Raw genomic sequence first — 15,188 nt, 5'->3', positions numbered from 1 at the left:
CTCAGGAGCCTCCAAGCCAGAATGTATCCGGCATGTAGACACCGAAATAGGCAGTCGGGTCGTAGCCGTAGAGCGCCTTGTCAGGCATATTGCGCAGCCGCGAGGACACCAGAATCGGCTGATGCGTTCCGTTCACGGTGCCTATCGAAAACACCTGATCGGTGTAGATCGACAGCATCGAATTCCAGATTTCGGCGCGCTCCGTGGTTGCGGTCGATGCGTTCCAGCGTTCGAGCAAAGCCATCAGCTCGACCACTTCAGGAAGATCGGGCGCCTCGCCCATCTTGCCATGAGACAGGTAGTGCGCACCCCAGAGCGGCCATTGCAGCTGGTCGTCGATGGTGGGAGCCAGCTGATACGGGTTCATGTCGGCGGTCGCCACGCCATTGTCGATGCCCGACCACATCGACATCATGATCTGGCCGCCAAGCGCGCGGCTGCGGAAGATGTCGCGCTGCGAAGTCCGGATGAACAAGGCGATGCCGATCTTGCGCCAGTGATCGGTGATGAGTTCGAGCGCGTCGGTTTCCAGCGTGCTTTCGCCGGCCGTTTCCACGATGATCTTCGCAGAACGTCCATCGGGAAGCATCCGCAGGCCATCACCGTCACGTGCCTGAAGGCCGGCCTCGTCGAGCAGGGCATTGGCCTGGTCGGGATCATGGGCGACCCATGCTTTCGCGAATTCCGGCCGGTAGAGCGGGCTCTCCGGAAGGACTGTATCTGCACTTTCCTGCGCCAATCCGTAGAACACGGCCAAATTGATCTCGCGCCTGTCCACAGCGAGCGAAAGGGCGCGGCGCACGCGCACGTCACGCAAAAGGCCGCGCCACACCTGGTCGGCACAGTTCAGATTGGGCAGCAGCGCCAGCCGCGAACCCTGAGTGCGTTTCCACAGATGCATCTTCACCGGGTAGCGCTTCTCCGCGTCCTTCAGGAAAGCGTAATCCGTGAAGTCAATTCCCAAGCCTTGCAGGTCGCTCTCGCCCGCGCCGGTCTTGGCGGAGATGATCGCCGATGAGCTGACATTCATGATGATCCGGTCGACATAGGGCAGTTGCCGGCCATTCTCGTCTATTCGATGGAAGAACGGGTTGCGTTCGAAGATGAACTGCTCGGCCGGCGGCTTGGTCCGGTTCTGCCAGGGATCGAGCGTCGGCAGATCAGGGTTCTCCGGGCGATACTGCCGCGACATTCGGATATGCAGGAGCGTCCATTTCTTGGCCCGGTTCTCCTTCATCAGGCCGGCGAGCCGGAATGGATCCTGGTATTTCTTGTGGAACTGCTTGAGATAGGCGGCCGGCAGAACAAGCGATAGCGGCGCAGCCGCAGCGAGCTTGGGCAGGAAGTCGGGATTGGGCGCATCCCAACTGTAGCGCACCGTCAACGGATCGACGATCTCGAAGCGTGGCGGCTTGCCGGCCGCCATCAGGGCCGGAGCGAGCCCGCCTTGCGAAAGCTCATCGTTCAGCCAGACATCTTCCCAGCAATAGCGAAAATCCTCTGGCGTCAGCAGGCTGCCGTCGGACCATTTGTGTCCTTCGCGTATCTTGAAGGTGAAGATGCGATCATCCGCTACGTCGAAACTTTCGAGGATGTCGGCTTGCAAGTTAAGCTTTTCGTCATAGCCGACCAGCCGAGAATACCCGTAGATCGTCATCATCCGGATATCTTTCTGGCTGCCGATGATCGTCCGCAGCGTGCCGCCATACTCGCCGGGTTGCCGCCCCATGGCGGCGAGATTCAACGCGCGCGGGCTCTTGGGCAAGCGCTCGGCGAGTGCCGGCAGCGCCTTGGCCGTCAGCTGCGGCTGAAGAAAATCCGGCTCCAGATCGCCAGCGCGCGACGTGCCCGGCAGGAATGCCGAAGCCACGAGGCCAAGGAGGGTGCGACGGCTGATCAATGGCGCAACTCGCTGACATCGGCGGAACGTCTGGCCAGCACGAGATGGCCGCCGCCAAGATCGAGCGGCGACAGCATATCCTCTCCGCCCTCATCGCGGAATTGCGGTCCCCATGCGCTGGTGTCGGAAGCGCCGCCGAGCTTCAGCGTCTTGAAATCCATCGGCCGGTCGAGATCGGGGAAAGGGACTGCGGCGAGCAGTGAGCGCGTGTAGGGGTGGATCGGTTTCCTGAGCAGAATTTCGCGCGGCGCAAGCTCGACGATACGCCCGCCGCACATCACCGCGATGCGGTCCGCCATGTAGTCCACCACCGCCAGATTGTGGGATATGAACAGGTAGGTCAGACCCAGTTCTTTCTGCAGGTCCTTCAGAAGGTTCAGGATCTGCGCCTGGACAGAGACATCGAGCGCCGAGACCGGCTCGTCGCAGATCAGGAGCTCAGGCCCCAGCGCCAACGCGCGCGCGATGCCGATACGCTGACGCTGCCCGCCGGAGAAACTGTGGGGATAGCGCTGGATGAAGCGCGGATCGAGCCCGATTGCCTGCATCAGGCTCTTGACCGTGGCCAGTCGGGACGCGGCATTGCCGCGTTGATGGATTTCCAACGGCTCGCTCAAGATGTTCTCCACCGTCATGCGAGGGGAGAGCGACGAAACCGGATCCTGGAAGACCATCTGGATTTTCGCGCGCAGCAACTGCAGGGCCTCTCCCTCGGCGTCCAGAACGTCGATCGGTCCTTCACGGCCGTTGAAGACCACGGAGCCGCCGCTGGGGGTGACAGCCCGCATCAGGATCTTGCTGACGGTGGTTTTGCCGCAGCCGCTTTCGCCGACCAGACCCAGGCACTCACCCCGCCTGATGTCGAAGCTCACGCCGTCCACGGCGCGAACAGAGGTTTGATGGCTCCCGCCGAACCATGCGGACTTGCGGGTGGTGTAGACCTTTTTCAGATCCCTGACCGACAGCAGGATGTCGTCCGGCCCCTTCGAGTCCGGCGCTGTCTGTTTGCCCAGCAGGTTGCCGACATTCACCGGCACCTCGCGGAGCGCCTTTAGCCTCTCGCCGGGCTTCAGGTCGAAATGCGGAACGGCTGCCATCAGGCCCTTCAGGTAAGGGTGACCTGGCCGGCGGAATATCGCCTCCACAGGTCCCGCTTCCATGATCTCGCCATGGTACATGACCACCACCTCGTCGGCGACATTGGCGACAACGCCGAGGTCGTGCGTGATCAGCAGCATCGCCATGTTCAGCTTGGTCTGAAGCCCGCGCAGCAGTTGCAGGATTTGCGCCTGGATGGTTACGTCCAACGCCGTCGTCGGCTCGTCGGCGATCAACAGAGCGGGCCGACAGATAAGCGCCATGGCGATCATGGCGCGTTGCCGCAATCCTCCCGAAAGTTCAAACGGATACATGTCATAGGCGCGCTTGGGATTGGGAAACCCGACAAGACTGAGCATCTCCTCGGTCCGCGCCTTGCGCTCCGCTCGAGCCATGGGCGTATGAATCTGCAGAGATTCGCTGACCTGATTGCCGATCGTGTGTAGCGGCGACAGGGATGTCATCGGCTCCTGAAAGATCTTGCCGATGCGGCTGCCTCTCAACGCCCGGATTTCTGGTCCATCGCGCGGCATCTTCAGGATATCCTGCGTCGTGCCGGGCTTTTCGGGATCGGAAAACAGGATGCGGCCGCGAACATGGGCTGTGTTCGGCAAAATGCCCATCACTGCCTGGCTGAGAACCGATTTTCCGGAACCGGACTCGCCAACAAGCGCGGTAACCTTGCCCGGCAGGACGCGCAGATTTGCGCGCCTGACGGCATGCAGCGGTCCCCCGACAATGGCAAACGAGATGCCAACATCCTCGATCCGCAGCAAATCAACGCCTGCACTCATGCCCAACACCAGCCCCCACTCTGGCGGCTCTCCCGGCCTGCCCAGAAGCAAGACTAGCGCATTGTCAGCCTAGAGCAACTTGGATTCGAAACGAGTTCGCCTGTGGACGGCGACCGAACTGCCGACCCAAGGCGTTCGGATCAGATCGTGACGGTTACTGGAGCTTCCTCCGGTCGCCCGCCGACAGCCGCGCGGCATCACGATGAAGCAGCATGACCTGCTCGGCGTCCGATATCCGGTCGTGAAACGGCTCCAGCGCAACGTCTTCATCGAGTGCGAGAGCACCCGACAGGTCGGGTGAAAGCACCGTCAGCTTCTGCTTGATGCCGGCCAGTTCCTCCTTGCCGAGCGTCAGCCAGCCGTTGGCGCCGCAATAGCCCGCGAACTCTTTGCTGGCGAGAACGCTGTGCGGATATTTCTTGGTCAGGGTCTGGAGGCGCTGGACCTCGTTTACAGCCGAGCCGAAGACGGAGAATGTGAGCCGGTCGGTAAGCCCGACATTGCCGAACATCACATTGCCGACATGCAGGCCGATACCAAATTTTATGTCGTCCAACCCCTGCTCTTTTCTGCGCAGATTGAGCTCCATCATACGCGTGCTGGCCTTGTGCGCTGCCGCAAGAGCGGCCTGGCAGGCGATCTCGGACTGCGCGCGGTGCCTTTCGCAGGGATAGACGGCAATGAAGCCATCCCCCAGGAAACTCATGATCTGCCCGCCTTTGCGATTGAAAGGTGCAGCAATGGCATCGAAAAACTGGTTCAGCGTATCGATATAGAGTTCGCGGCCGGAGGTTTCGGCAAGCCTCGTCGACCCGCGCATATCGCCCATGACCAGTGCGGCCCGGATTGTGTCGCCCTCGCCGCGCTTGATCTGGCCGTCCAGCACGCGCCTGCCGGCGTCGCCGCCGAGATAAGTGGTCATCATGTTGTCGGCGAGCTTGGTGAGCACAGCCATCTTGGCTGCGATAGCGAGATGGTTCTGGACGCGCAGCAGCGCCGAAATCATGCTGTCGCTGAAGCCTGAAGCACTGTCCGTGGACCAGGACCCCATCATGCCCTGACTGGTGTCGCCGTTGAAGGGATGGACGAAAGCCATGTAATCGGTGACGCCCATAAGCCTAAGGTCATCGAAAACAGGAAACTCCGACCGCACCGACGGGTCGAGCCGGCGGCGCAGATGGTCGAGCTTGTTGCTGAGCAGATGGTAGTATGGGCTGGTCAGGAATCTGTCGGAATGAACGCCGTTCTCACTGCGGAAGCCTTCCACTTCCAGGCCCTGGCCGCGAAGCCAGGTGAAGCCAAGCGCGTCATAAAGCGGATGAAGCATCGAAAAGCTCAAATGCACCCGCTTCAGTGGCACGCCGGCAGCAGCCAGCCGTTCACAAAAGCCCTTTACCAAGGTTTCCAGGTCGTCGCCGGCCAGCGCCGATTGGGTCAGCCAATCGGCAACCTTATCCATGAGAATGCTGGAAATTTCTGCTTGCGTTGTGCTCATGCTATCCCGAAACCCGTCGAAGACGAGCCGTCTCCTTTGATCTGCCAAATCCTCGAAGTCAATGAAACCGGCTTCGGGGGCAAAAGCCGGCGAAGAATTTCCCGAATGACTGTCCTTGCAGGAAGGAAACAGGCCTAACTGCGTTTACTTCGCGAAACATTATGTGGCGAGGCTGCCCTCGGAGTGCAATCCCAATCCTGACATCGGGCAAAGAATTCGCCGGCTCAGCCGCCGTCAGGCCTTCACCACTGTCTCTCGGGCGAGCCCGAGGCGGCCAAAAACATTGCGTGTGTCGACGATCAGAAGTGCGTGATCAGCGATCACCTGATAGTCGATCGTGTCGTGGTCGGTTGCGATGACGACCGCATCGAACTCCTTCAAGGCCGCCTCGGTCAGCTCGACCGAGCGACGCCCCTTGATCGCCATATGCTCGCGTGTGGTCGGAATCTCGGTAACATGCGGATCGTGGAATTCCGCCTTGCCGCCCCATTCCTCGATGAGTTCAATGAGCCGCAGTGAGGGGCTTTCGCGGATGTCGGGCACATTTTTCTTGTAGGCGAGCCCGATGATGAGAATGCGCGAGCGGCTGAGCGCCTTGCCGCGGCGCCGGTCCAGCGCCTTTGCCAGTTCATCGACCACATGACGCGGCATGGCCGTGTTGATCTCCGCCGCCAGCTCGATGAAGCGGGTCGGCAGTTCGTATTCGCGCGCCTTCCAGGTCAGGTAGAAGGGATCGATCGGAACGCAGTGCCCGCCAAGGCCTGGGCCAGGATAGAAAGGCATGTAGCCGAAGGGCTTGCTCTTTGCCGCCTCGATCACCTCCCAGATGTCGATACCCATTGCACCGAGCACGACCTTCAACTCGTTGACGAGGGCTATGTTGACCGAGCGGAAGATGTTTTCAGTCAGCTTGACCGCCTCGGCGGTCGCCGTGCTGGAAACCGGAACGACGGTCTTGACCACGCTTTGATAGAAAGCCTGTACAAGCGTCGCTGCCTCAACGCCGTCGCCCGCCACGACCTTGGGGATCGTCGCGACTTCAAAGCTGCGGTTGCCGGGATCCTCGCGTTCGGGCGAGAAGCCGAGGAAGAAGTCCGTCTTCGAATGCAAGCCGGTTTCTTCCAGTATGGGCTTGATCACGTCGTCGGTGGTGCCGGGATAGGTGGTGGATTCCAGCACGATCAGCTGGCCGAGGCGCAGATGCTTGGCGATGGTGCCTGCCGTGTTCCTGACAAAGGAGAGGTCCGGTTCACGGTGTTTCGTCAGCGGTGTCGGAACGCAGATGATGATGACATCGCAGACGGCCAGTTCGGCAAAATCCGCGGTGGCGCGGAACCGTCCGCTCGCCACATGACCGGCAAGGGCCGTCGACGTTACGGCCTCGATATAGGATTGGCCGCTGTTCAGGCTCTCGACCTTCCCTGCTTCGATGTCGAAGCCGGAAACCGGGAAGCCGGCGCGTGCGATCGCAACCGACAGCGGCAACCCGACATAGCCCAGTCCGATCACACCGACTTGCGCGGTACGCGTCGAAATCCGGTTCAGAAGAGGGTCATATGTCGATCGTGAGGCGTCCAAAAATCTGCTTTCCCGTCAATTCGGACAGACTATCCGCTCCGTGGCGAGGCTCACCTGGTCCCGAGAACCGTGGCCGAGGCATATTGCGGAAAACCGATTTCCGCAAGCCGTCATCAAGCCGGCGCCTTGGCCTTCAGGCTCGCGGCAGCCATCGCATAGCCGCCGTCGGCGCCATCGATGAAATGAACGTGATCGGGCTGCAGCGGCGAGATGACGAGGCATGTCATCAAGGCCGATTTCTGGCGGTGCAGGCCATAGCTGCAGATGCCCGCTTCCTCCGCTTGTTTCAGCCGGCTCTCGATCCGTTGCAACACATCCGCGTCAACGTCGATGGTCATCTTCAAGCCGTCGTCGAACTTGCGGAAATCCGAATTGCTGGCCACCTCGCGTTTGTAGACCTTCGGATCGAAACGGCCGATCGTCCAGCCAAATCTGTCGGTGACGGCGGTAAGCGTCATCAGGAATATCACCCACAGCTTCGCCAGCCACCGCCGCCCTGGCGGCGCCGTGGCCCGCGCCTCGACATCGAGGCCGGCGGGCAGCAGACTGTAGGCCGGCCCGTCTACCGGCACCGGGTGGCCATCGCGTTCCTGCCTGCCGGCAAGGGCGATGATGTCGGACGCCAGAAACTGAAAACCGCGCAAATCTCGCGAAGCCCCTGGTATGGCTATGATCGAGACAATTTCGCCGTGCCGGGCTTCGATCGGGTTCCAGCGGCAGGAGAGGCCGGTCAGATCCGGCCGCGCGCCGGCCGGCGCGGGGTCGATGCGGTAGCGCCCCGCTTTCATCTCGGCTTCCGCCCAACTGCCGCCACCGCCGGCGAACATGGCATAGAACGCCGCTTCGGAGGCCTGGAACCGCGCCACGCGAACGTCGAGGCCTTGCGCTCTTATGTCCTTTATCGGCACGATAGCCGCACGCAAGGTCAGGTCCAGTTCGTCCGCCACCCATCTCTGGACAGAAGCCAGCGCGTTGCGAGCGATCTCCAGCGCCGAGCCGGGAAACGCCACGAGTGCGCCGTCGCCGCCGAAGACATAGGGAAGATCTTGCCGACCCAGCGCGTTGAGCAGCGCCGAAATGACGCTGGCGCCGGCCATATTGACGGTTTTATAGCGCCCGGCCCCGATCGCCTTGGTCGAGCCGACTATGTCGGCGGTGGCCAGCGCCCAGCCATCGGGGAGCGGCCGATAGTTATCGATATCGGCAACGCTTTCGAACTTTGCGAAGACCGGCAAAGAAGCGACAAACGGGTCGGACGCGACAGCTGTTTCCATGAGCATCAGATAGCATATTCCAGCGCTTGAAGGTGAAGTCGATCATGCGTCGAAATTGACTTGGCACAACTTTGCGATGATAGGATCGCGCAATGCGAATTGCCTTTTACGCGCCGCTGAAGTCGCCCAATGATCCCGTTGTCTCCGGCGACCGCCAGATGGCACGGATGCTGGTCAAGGCGCTGCAGCACGGCGGGCATAGCGTCGAACTGGCATCGGAGTTGCGCTTCTATCTACGCCAGCCGGAGCCGAAAAGTTTCGATGCGCTCAAGATCGAGGCCCGGGACGAAGCCGCGCGGCTGACAAGGCTTTGGCAGCGTGACGGCAAGCCCGATCTCTGGTTCTGCTATCATCCCTACTACAAGGCGCCCGACCTGATCGGGCCCGAGCTGGCGTCGGCCTTTGCTGTCCCCTATGTGACGGCGGAAGCCTCCTATTCCAGGCGGCGCAATGCCGGCTTGTGGGCCGATAGCCAGGCGTTGGTGGCGCGAGCCATCGAACAGGCGGCGCTGAACATCTGCTTCACGCAAAGGGATCGGCAGGGACTGGCGGATGTGATTCCTGACGCCGCTCTCGGCATGCTTTCGCCTTTCATCGACACATCGGCATTCCGGGAAATGCCGGCCCGGGGTTGTCCGACGCGCCTCGTCACCGTTGCCATGATGCGCCCGGGCGACAAAGTCGACAGCTATCGAATGCTGGCGCAAGCGCTCGGCTCGATCGGCCACCTGCCCTGGACCATGTCGGTCGTCGGCGACGGGCCTGCCCGTGACGAGGTCAAGGCGCAATTCGCCGGCTTGCCCGCCGACCGTATCGAATGGCTTGGCGCGATCGAGCCGGCCACCGTGCCGGATGTCCTTTACACCAAGGGAATCTACGTCTGGCCGGGTTACGGCGAGGCCTATGGCGTTGCCTATCTTGAAGCGCAGGCCGCCGGCCTTCCGGTGGTGGCTCAGGACATTGCCGGCGTGCCGGAGGTCGTGCGGGATGGCCAGACCGGGTTTCTCACCCCGCCGGGCGATGTGGCGGCGTTCGCTTCCGCCATTGCAAGGCTTCTGGCCCATAACGACGAAAGAACCATGATGGCCGCGGAAGCCAGGCGTTTCGTCCTCGAAGAGCGCTCGCTAGGTGGTGCGGCGGCGCGTCTGGCCGAACTTCTCAAGAAGATCCCGGTCTCATGACATCCGATCCGGTCTGGCAGCCCTTGGTGGAAGAGCTGGCGCGCCTGCAACGGGCGGACCGCAAGGCGGGGTTCTGGCTGCGCGACGATGACACCGTGGATCCGACGCCTGCGCTTGATCGGCTGCTCGACCTCACCGGTGAATTCGCGGTTCCGGTCACTCTGGCTGTCATTCCGGCCGAGACCGACGGCAAGCTTGTCGTCCGGCTTGACGAGGCGCCGCATGCCACGGTCGCCATCCATGGCTGGGCGCACCGAAATCATGCGCCCGCGGACCAGAAAAAGCAGGAGCTCGGCCCGCATCGGCCACGCGAGGCGGTGCTCGACGATCTGGCTCGCGGGCTGTCGCACATCACCGGCCTGCACGGCGCACGTGCCGTTCCGATGCTGGTGCCACCCTGGAACAGGATCGACGCCGGCCTGGTATCCGACCTTGGATCCATAGGATTTGCGGCATTGTCGGTCTATGGGCCGCCGAAGCCGGCTCCCCTGGCCGTCATCAACAGCAATGTCGACATCATGGATTGGCATGGCACGCGCGGCTGCCGCGACCATGGCCTGTTGGTTCAGGCCATCATCGCGCAATTGCAGCATGCATTCGATGGCGGCGAACCGGTCGGCCTGCTCACTCACCACCTCGTCCATGATGAATCGGCCTGGCTTTTCCTTGAACGGCTATTCGCAGTCACCGCTCGGACTGAAGCCTGCACATGGCTTCCGATCCGGACATTGATCGGGCGCAGCGCCGCTAGAGCATGATCCCGAAAAGTGGAATCCGGTTTTCTCGGACAAACGGTTTCCGTTTGCCCAGAGATCATGCTCAAACAAGGAGAGAAAAATAGCTCAACGCTTTTTGTGCAATGAGACCGGGAATTGGAGCGTCTGGCCATCCCGCGCGGCAAAAGCGCCGGCAAACCTGTCCTTGGCCAGTTTCTCCATCTCGTCCAGTTGCTCGTCGGTGCGTGTCGGGTCGTGGTGAAACAGCGCGAGCCCCCGCGCACCGGCCGCCTCACAGAGCTTGACGCCCTGTTGCCATGTCGAGTGCCCGTTGCCGCGGCGGCGTTCCATTTCCTTCTCGGTGTAGGTGCAATCGTAAATGACGAGGTCGGCATCGTCGATCAGGCCGAGCACCGACTGATCGAGTTTGCCCGGCTCGTGCTCGGTGTCCGTGATCACCGCCACGACGCGGCCGCCCCATTCGACCCGGTAGCCTATGCAGCCGCCCGGATGGGTAAGGCTGCCGGTCCGAATCACCACCCCTTCGCGCGGCCGAAGCACGTCTCCTGACACAAAGTCACGGCAGTCGAGCCTTGCCTTGCAGACGTCCATTTTCACCGGAAACCACGGTGGCCGCATGAACTCATCGATCATCTGCCGGGTCGTCATGCGTCCTGCAAGATGCCCGGACCAAAGCGTAAGCTTGACGCTCGGGTCAAAGATCGGCGCAAAAGCCGGCAGCCCGATGATGTGATCGTAATGGCAATGGGTGAAAAACAGGTCGAAATCGGTCACATCCGACGCCTGAAGCGCCCTGCCGGCAGGCCGCAGGCCAGAGCCCGCGTCGAACAGAAGCGTATGCTGGCCGCATCGCATCTCAATGCAGATTGTGTTGCCGCCATAGCGAGCGAATTCTGGCCCGGATACCGCAATGCTGCCGCGCACGCCCCAAAATCGGACCAGGAAAAAATCGTCGTCCATGCTAGCTTTCGCCCATCGTAGCTCTAGGCGCTTCGTGCGTCGATCAGATCCGCAGTCGTATGGCTTAGCCGATCGGCAAGAACCCGCAATATCTCGATGGTCATCTCCGGGAACTCCTTCATAAGCCTCAGGAAATGATCCTTGCGGATTCTCAGGGCCTCCAGATCACTTGCCGCTCTGACGGTGGCAGTGCGGGAACTGTTGCACAATATGGCGATCTCGCCGACGATCGAATTTGGCAGCAGTTCGGCAACTTTTATCGGCCCGTTGTCGGAATCGACCAGAATATCCGCCGTGCCTGAAAGGATGACATAGGCAGCGTCTGCCTCGTCGCCCTGCCGGAAAAGGATCTGGCCGGCGCCGTAGTTCACGCGATCCGACGTGAACGCGAGCAGCTTGAGCTTTGCTGGCTCAATGCCAGAGAACAAGGGAACGCGTTGCAGCATTCCAACTTCATCCTTGAGCAGCATTGTCGCAAACCTTCCTAAATTCGCGTCTGCCAGACTATGACAGAAGTTCCTTGAAGATACCGTTCTCTGCCAAAAGTGTCTCGTGCGTACCGTCTTCCACCAATTGACCCGAGTCAAAGACGATAACGCGATCGAACATTGTCGCCATTGCCGGGTTCGTCACGACCCACACAATTGCCGGCGAATGGCCGTCGCGTCTGGCTTCCTCGAGCACGTTTCGCAGCACCTTGTCCTGAATGCGCTGGTCGAGCGCCGACAGCGGCCGGTTGAGAATGAGAAAATCGGGACGCTTGAGCAGAGCCCTGGCAACGTCGAGCTTCTGTCGCTGCCCACCGGTCAGCCGCCTGCCGCCGGCGCCGACGTTGAAGTCCAGGCCGACATCCAGAAGCTCGGCATAAAGCCCCAGCTCGTCAAGAATTTCATAGACGATGGAGCGTATGCGGTCCGGCGCGTCGGGATGGTTGTTGCCCACGCGCCCGAACAGGACATTGTCCATGACGGTGGCCGCGGCAATGTATTTGGCAGGATCATACCGTTCGATCGCACCCTGCAGCTCGGGCGGCAGGTTTTCATAGAACTGGCTACGTGCGGCGACGATCTTGCTCATTAGCTCTTCGGTCAGCAGGCCGAAGCGGTGCCGGGGCTCGATATAGGCAAAGCTCAAGGTGATGATCATGGCGCGGTCGGCCTCCGAAACCACCTCGTAGGGACGGTTCTTGAGCCGCTGCAGCAAGGTCTCGTAGGCGGGGATCTCCTCGGCGCTCATGAAGGCGAGCTGCTGGAAGAACTGGTGATCGGGCGGCAGGTCGGCAAACAGCTCGATCGCCTGTTCGGCGATCTCCATGCCCATTTCGTAGAGCGTGCGGTCGAGGCCGGCTTGCTTCAGCACGGAAGCAAAATAGGGATTGGCCGCCAGGGCCTTGTCGGCCAATTCGGGGCCGGCGGCAGCGCCGAAAAGCAGGTTCTGACCGATCGTCGCTTCCGTGTTGTAAGCGCCCGGCTCGAAAGGAACCACCAGTTCGCGCAGCCCTTCCTGTTCCAGCCGGGTTCGCAGCGCTGCACGCAGTTCGACGATCCGCCCGGCAAGCTTCGTGTGACGCGTGAGGTCGGCCGAAGAGCGCAAGCCAAGATCCAGAATGTCGCGCGACAGAAGAACCGCGTCGAGCACCCGGCGCACCGATTCAAAGAGGTCGTGCGGGCCGGAAGCACCGGCGGAAGCATAGTCGATCCAGTCGCTGCGGATATCGAGATCAGGATTGCCCGACCGGCGCGCCTCGTCGATGTTCCAGCGCCGCTGGTCTGCCGCGGCGCCCTCATAAGTCACCGATGTCAGCGGTGCATGCTTCAACCCGTAGAGCAGGTTATCGCGCAGGCTTGCGTGGAACAGGAAAACATCCGACGAGGCGTAGGACATACGCCGGCCGGTCACTGCTTCGGGGAGTTCAAGCAGGTCATCGGCGCCCGAAGCGACCTTTCCGCTTTCCGGCCAGTTCAGCCGCGCGAAGGCTTCTGCTAGCGCCTCCGCTCCACCTGTTGGGGTGCTGACCAGCGCCACCGTCTCAGCCGGTTTGACCTGCATGGAGATACGGTTGAGGAGCATTGCACCGCCATCGTCCGCTATGGACAGACCGACCGCCGACAGCGGGTTTGTCATCGGACCGGGATCGTCGATCGTCAGTGCTCCGATTTCCGGCGCAATGATATTCTCGACGGTGAACTGTTCAACGACCTGCTGATATTTGACCTGGACATCCTGCCGATCCTGATCCCAGTCGATCAGTTCCTTCATCGGTCCGGGCAGGTCCTTGTAGGCACCGATCACGGCCACGAGCTGGCCGACGTCCAGCCGCCCCGCGATGACCAGATAGCCGCCGATCATGTAGAACAGAAAGGGCGTGAGCTGCGCGAGAAAATTGTTGAGGAACTTTACCATGAATTTCCATTGGTAAAGATCGAAGCGGATCTTGAAGATGAGCCCGAGCCGGGCCGCTATGTCGGCGCGTTCGTAATTTGACGTGTCGTGGACGTGAACCGCGCCGATGCCGTCGACGATTTCGCCAACCCGGCCTGAAAGCGAGCGCGCCGTCAATTGCCGTTGGCGCCCGAGCACGAGCAGCCGCCGCCGCATGCGAGGGATGAGCACGATCTGGATCACCACGATCACCACCGCAATCATGCCGAGCCAGACGTTCTGGACCATGATGAACAGCATGGCTGTCAGCGCCTGGCCGCCGAGCAGCACCGGCTGCAGGAAGGCATCGCCGATGAAGCCGCCCAGCGGCTCCACCTCGTCCTTCACCATGGTCGCCACTTCGGCGGATTTCACCCGCTTGAAGTAAATCGGCGGAAAACGCAGCACACGATCGATCAGATCGAAGCGGATACGCCGCAGCATGCGTTCGCCGAGGCGGCCTTTGTAGGTATTGATGTAGAGTTTGAACAGACCGTTGATGACGACCAGCAAGAGGAACACGATGCTGAGGGCAAGCAGCGTCGCCGTGCGGTCGAGTTGAAAACCGGAAAAGAACTGGACCTCACCGATGAACGGCAGGTCATAGTGCACCCTCATGAAGGGAAGGGTCGCGCCGGGTTGCTCGAAGCCCTTGCCCTGGATCGGGCCGTTGACGATCAGCTTCGGCAGGTTGAAGGACATGAAATAAGGGATCATCGAAAGCAAGACGATCGCCAATATCCAGATCTGCTGCTTCCTGGTGTGCCTCCAGATATAGCGGGCTAGGCTGGGTTCCATATGCGACTGCGGACCCCTCAGTTGGAAGGATGCAGGCGGCCAAACGGCTGGCGGCTTGCGTGGGATTTTGGCGAATAGCCTAACAGCAGGGGGCCGCCGCTGCGCGACTCGTGCCGGCCGATGGACACCAATGGTCCGAACAGATGCAATAGGTTCCCTCCGGCAGCGGGCAATGGCAAAACGACTTGCGGCATAGTCACATCCGCAAGTCGAACAGCCTCGCGGGAGGCAAGATTGCGTTGTGTCGCCCGAAATCCCAACATAGAAGACGAATATGATGGATGTCACGCAACCACGCAATGCCGGCATGGACGGGCACGAGCAAGCCCTGGACCTCACGCGGGGAATTGCGGCCTACGTCAACCACCCTCTCGTAGCCGCGCTGGCGCGCGTCATCGCCAAGCATCCGCAGGCCGATATCGCCAATGCCTTCAACCACAAGCAGGTCGCCTGCAAGATGTGGGCGCTCGACAGGCTGTTCGAAAGCTGCGGCGGCCGGTTCGGGCGCATATGGGTTCTGGGTGGATGGTACGGCGTGTTGCCGGCAATGCTTTTCAACGACGCCCGTTTCGACATCGCGGCGGTCGACAGCATCGACATCGATCCCGAAGTCGGACCGGTCGCCCGGACCCTCAACCGGGAAGCAGGCGACCGCTTCCGGGCGCTGACGGAAGATATGTACGCACTCGACTATGCGGCCGGGCAGCCTGACCTGGTGGTCAATACCAGCTGCGAACATATAGCCGACCTCAGCGCCTGGCTTGCCCTGCTTCCGCGAGGCACGACTGTGCTGCTGCAATCGAACGATTATTTCAGCGAGCCGACGCACATCAACTGCGTGGCGTCACTGGCAGCCTTCGAAGCCATGGCGGCGCTGCGGGAGATCAGGTTTTCCGGCGAACTGCCGACAAAAAATTATACGCGCTTCATGCTGATTGGAACCGTTTGAAGC

Annotated in this window: 11 protein-coding genes; 3 read left to right on the top strand and 8 right to left on the bottom strand. The window is 61.2% G+C overall.

Annotated features, from left to right (window positions below):
• Position 1: 1 nt before the first annotated feature.
• From AC1DXM_RS07135 to AC1DXM_RS07115, 5 genes are all read right to left on the bottom strand, one after another.
• Positions 2–1,900, bottom strand: coding sequence for an ABC transporter substrate-binding protein (locus tag AC1DXM_RS07135; RefSeq protein WP_477232411.1), 1,899 nt, complete (start codon positions 1,898–1,900; stop codon positions 2–4).
• On the bottom strand, positions 1,897–3,792 hold the full coding sequence (locus AC1DXM_RS07130) for an ABC transporter ATP-binding protein (protein WP_203280077.1): 1,896 nt from the start codon (positions 3,790–3,792) through the stop codon (positions 1,897–1,899). Before AC1DXM_RS07130 ends, AC1DXM_RS07135 begins: the two co-directional genes overlap by 4 nt.
• Before the next feature lie 154 nt (positions 3,793–3,946).
• Positions 3,947–5,287, bottom strand: a complete 1,341-nt coding sequence (locus AC1DXM_RS07125) for an adenylate/guanylate cyclase domain-containing protein (RefSeq protein WP_477232410.1) — start codon at positions 5,285–5,287, stop codon at positions 3,947–3,949.
• Between the two features lie 234 nt (positions 5,288–5,521).
• Positions 5,522–6,865 carry a nucleotide sugar dehydrogenase gene (locus AC1DXM_RS07120; RefSeq protein WP_477232409.1) on the bottom strand — a complete coding sequence of 448 codons (1,344 nt, stop codon included), beginning with the start codon at positions 6,863–6,865 and terminating at the stop codon, positions 5,522–5,524.
• A 113-nt stretch (positions 6,866–6,978) separates the two neighbouring features.
• On the bottom strand, positions 6,979–8,145 hold the full coding sequence (locus AC1DXM_RS07115) for a DUF3095 domain-containing protein (protein WP_477232408.1): 1,167 nt from the start codon (positions 8,143–8,145) through the stop codon (positions 6,979–6,981).
• Between the two features lie 86 nt (positions 8,146–8,231).
• Between AC1DXM_RS07115 and AC1DXM_RS07110 the strand changes: the two genes are divergently transcribed.
• Together AC1DXM_RS07110 and AC1DXM_RS07105 are read left to right on the top strand one after the other, a co-directional pair.
• Positions 8,232–9,320, top strand: coding sequence for a glycosyltransferase family 4 protein (locus AC1DXM_RS07110; RefSeq protein ID WP_477232407.1), 1,089 nt, complete (start codon positions 8,232–8,234; stop codon positions 9,318–9,320).
• Positions 9,317–10,078 (top strand): polysaccharide deacetylase family protein, encoded by a 762-nt coding sequence (locus AC1DXM_RS07105; RefSeq protein ID WP_477232406.1) that lies wholly within the window; start codon positions 9,317–9,319, stop codon positions 10,076–10,078. Before AC1DXM_RS07110 ends, AC1DXM_RS07105 begins: the two co-directional genes overlap by 4 nt.
• Before the next feature lie 84 nt (positions 10,079–10,162).
• Here AC1DXM_RS07105 and AC1DXM_RS07100 read toward each other — a convergent pair whose 3' ends face one another.
• Genes AC1DXM_RS07100 through AC1DXM_RS07090 form a run of 3 tightly spaced genes read right to left on the bottom strand, consistent with a single transcriptional unit; the run spans position 10,163 to position 14,236 of the window.
• Positions 10,163–11,017 carry an MBL fold metallo-hydrolase gene (locus tag AC1DXM_RS07100; RefSeq protein ID WP_477232405.1) on the bottom strand — a complete coding sequence of 285 codons (855 nt, stop codon included), beginning with the start codon at positions 11,015–11,017 and terminating at the stop codon, positions 10,163–10,165.
• 23 nt (positions 11,018–11,040) lie between these two features.
• Entirely contained in the window at positions 11,041–11,487 is a 447-nt protein-coding gene (locus AC1DXM_RS07095) for a cyclic nucleotide-binding domain-containing protein (protein WP_477232404.1), read from the bottom strand.
• Positions 11,488–11,521: 34 nt separating this feature from the next.
• Complete coding sequence (locus AC1DXM_RS07090; RefSeq protein ID WP_477232403.1) at positions 11,522–14,236, bottom strand: ABC transporter transmembrane domain-containing protein; 2,715 nt, start codon at positions 14,234–14,236, stop codon at positions 11,522–11,524.
• A gap of 274 nt (positions 14,237–14,510) precedes the next feature.
• On the opposite strand from AC1DXM_RS07090, the gene AC1DXM_RS07085 reads away from it, so the two are divergent.
• Positions 14,511–15,185, top strand: coding sequence for a class I SAM-dependent methyltransferase (locus tag AC1DXM_RS07085; protein WP_477232402.1), 675 nt, complete (start codon positions 14,511–14,513; stop codon positions 15,183–15,185).
• The last annotated feature ends 3 nt before the right edge of the window (positions 15,186–15,188 follow it).

It is taken from the genome of Mesorhizobium sp. P3_A2, from assembly GCF_056403115.1.
The sequence above is the reverse complement of the archived record's forward strand: the minus strand, read 5'-3'. Positions and strand labels throughout refer to the sequence as shown.

Excerpts from the sequence above, each read along its gene's own strand:
- AC1DXM_RS07130 (WP_203280077.1), bottom strand. The coding sequence starts at position 3,792 with ATGAGTGCAGGCGTTGATTTGCTGCGGATCGAGGATGTTGGCATCTCG.
- AC1DXM_RS07125 (WP_477232410.1), bottom strand. The coding sequence starts at position 5,287 with ATGAGCACAACGCAAGCAGAAATTTCCAGCATTCTCATGGATAAGGTT.
- AC1DXM_RS07115 (WP_477232408.1), bottom strand. The coding sequence starts at position 8,145 with ATGCTCATGGAAACAGCTGTCGCGTCCGACCCGTTTGTCGCTTCTTTG.
- AC1DXM_RS07110 (WP_477232407.1), top strand. The coding sequence starts at position 8,232 with ATGCGAATTGCCTTTTACGCGCCGCTGAAGTCGCCCAATGATCCCGTT.
- AC1DXM_RS07105 (WP_477232406.1), top strand. The coding sequence starts at position 9,317 with ATGACATCCGATCCGGTCTGGCAGCCCTTGGTGGAAGAGCTGGCGCGC.
- AC1DXM_RS07100 (WP_477232405.1), bottom strand. The coding sequence starts at position 11,017 with ATGGACGACGATTTTTTCCTGGTCCGATTTTGGGGCGTGCGCGGCAGC.
- AC1DXM_RS07095 (WP_477232404.1), bottom strand. The coding sequence starts at position 11,487 with ATGCTGCTCAAGGATGAAGTTGGAATGCTGCAACGCGTTCCCTTGTTC.
- AC1DXM_RS07090 (WP_477232403.1), bottom strand. The coding sequence starts at position 14,236 with ATGGAACCCAGCCTAGCCCGCTATATCTGGAGGCACACCAGGAAGCAG.
- AC1DXM_RS07085 (WP_477232402.1), top strand. The coding sequence starts at position 14,511 with ATGATGGATGTCACGCAACCACGCAATGCCGGCATGGACGGGCACGAG.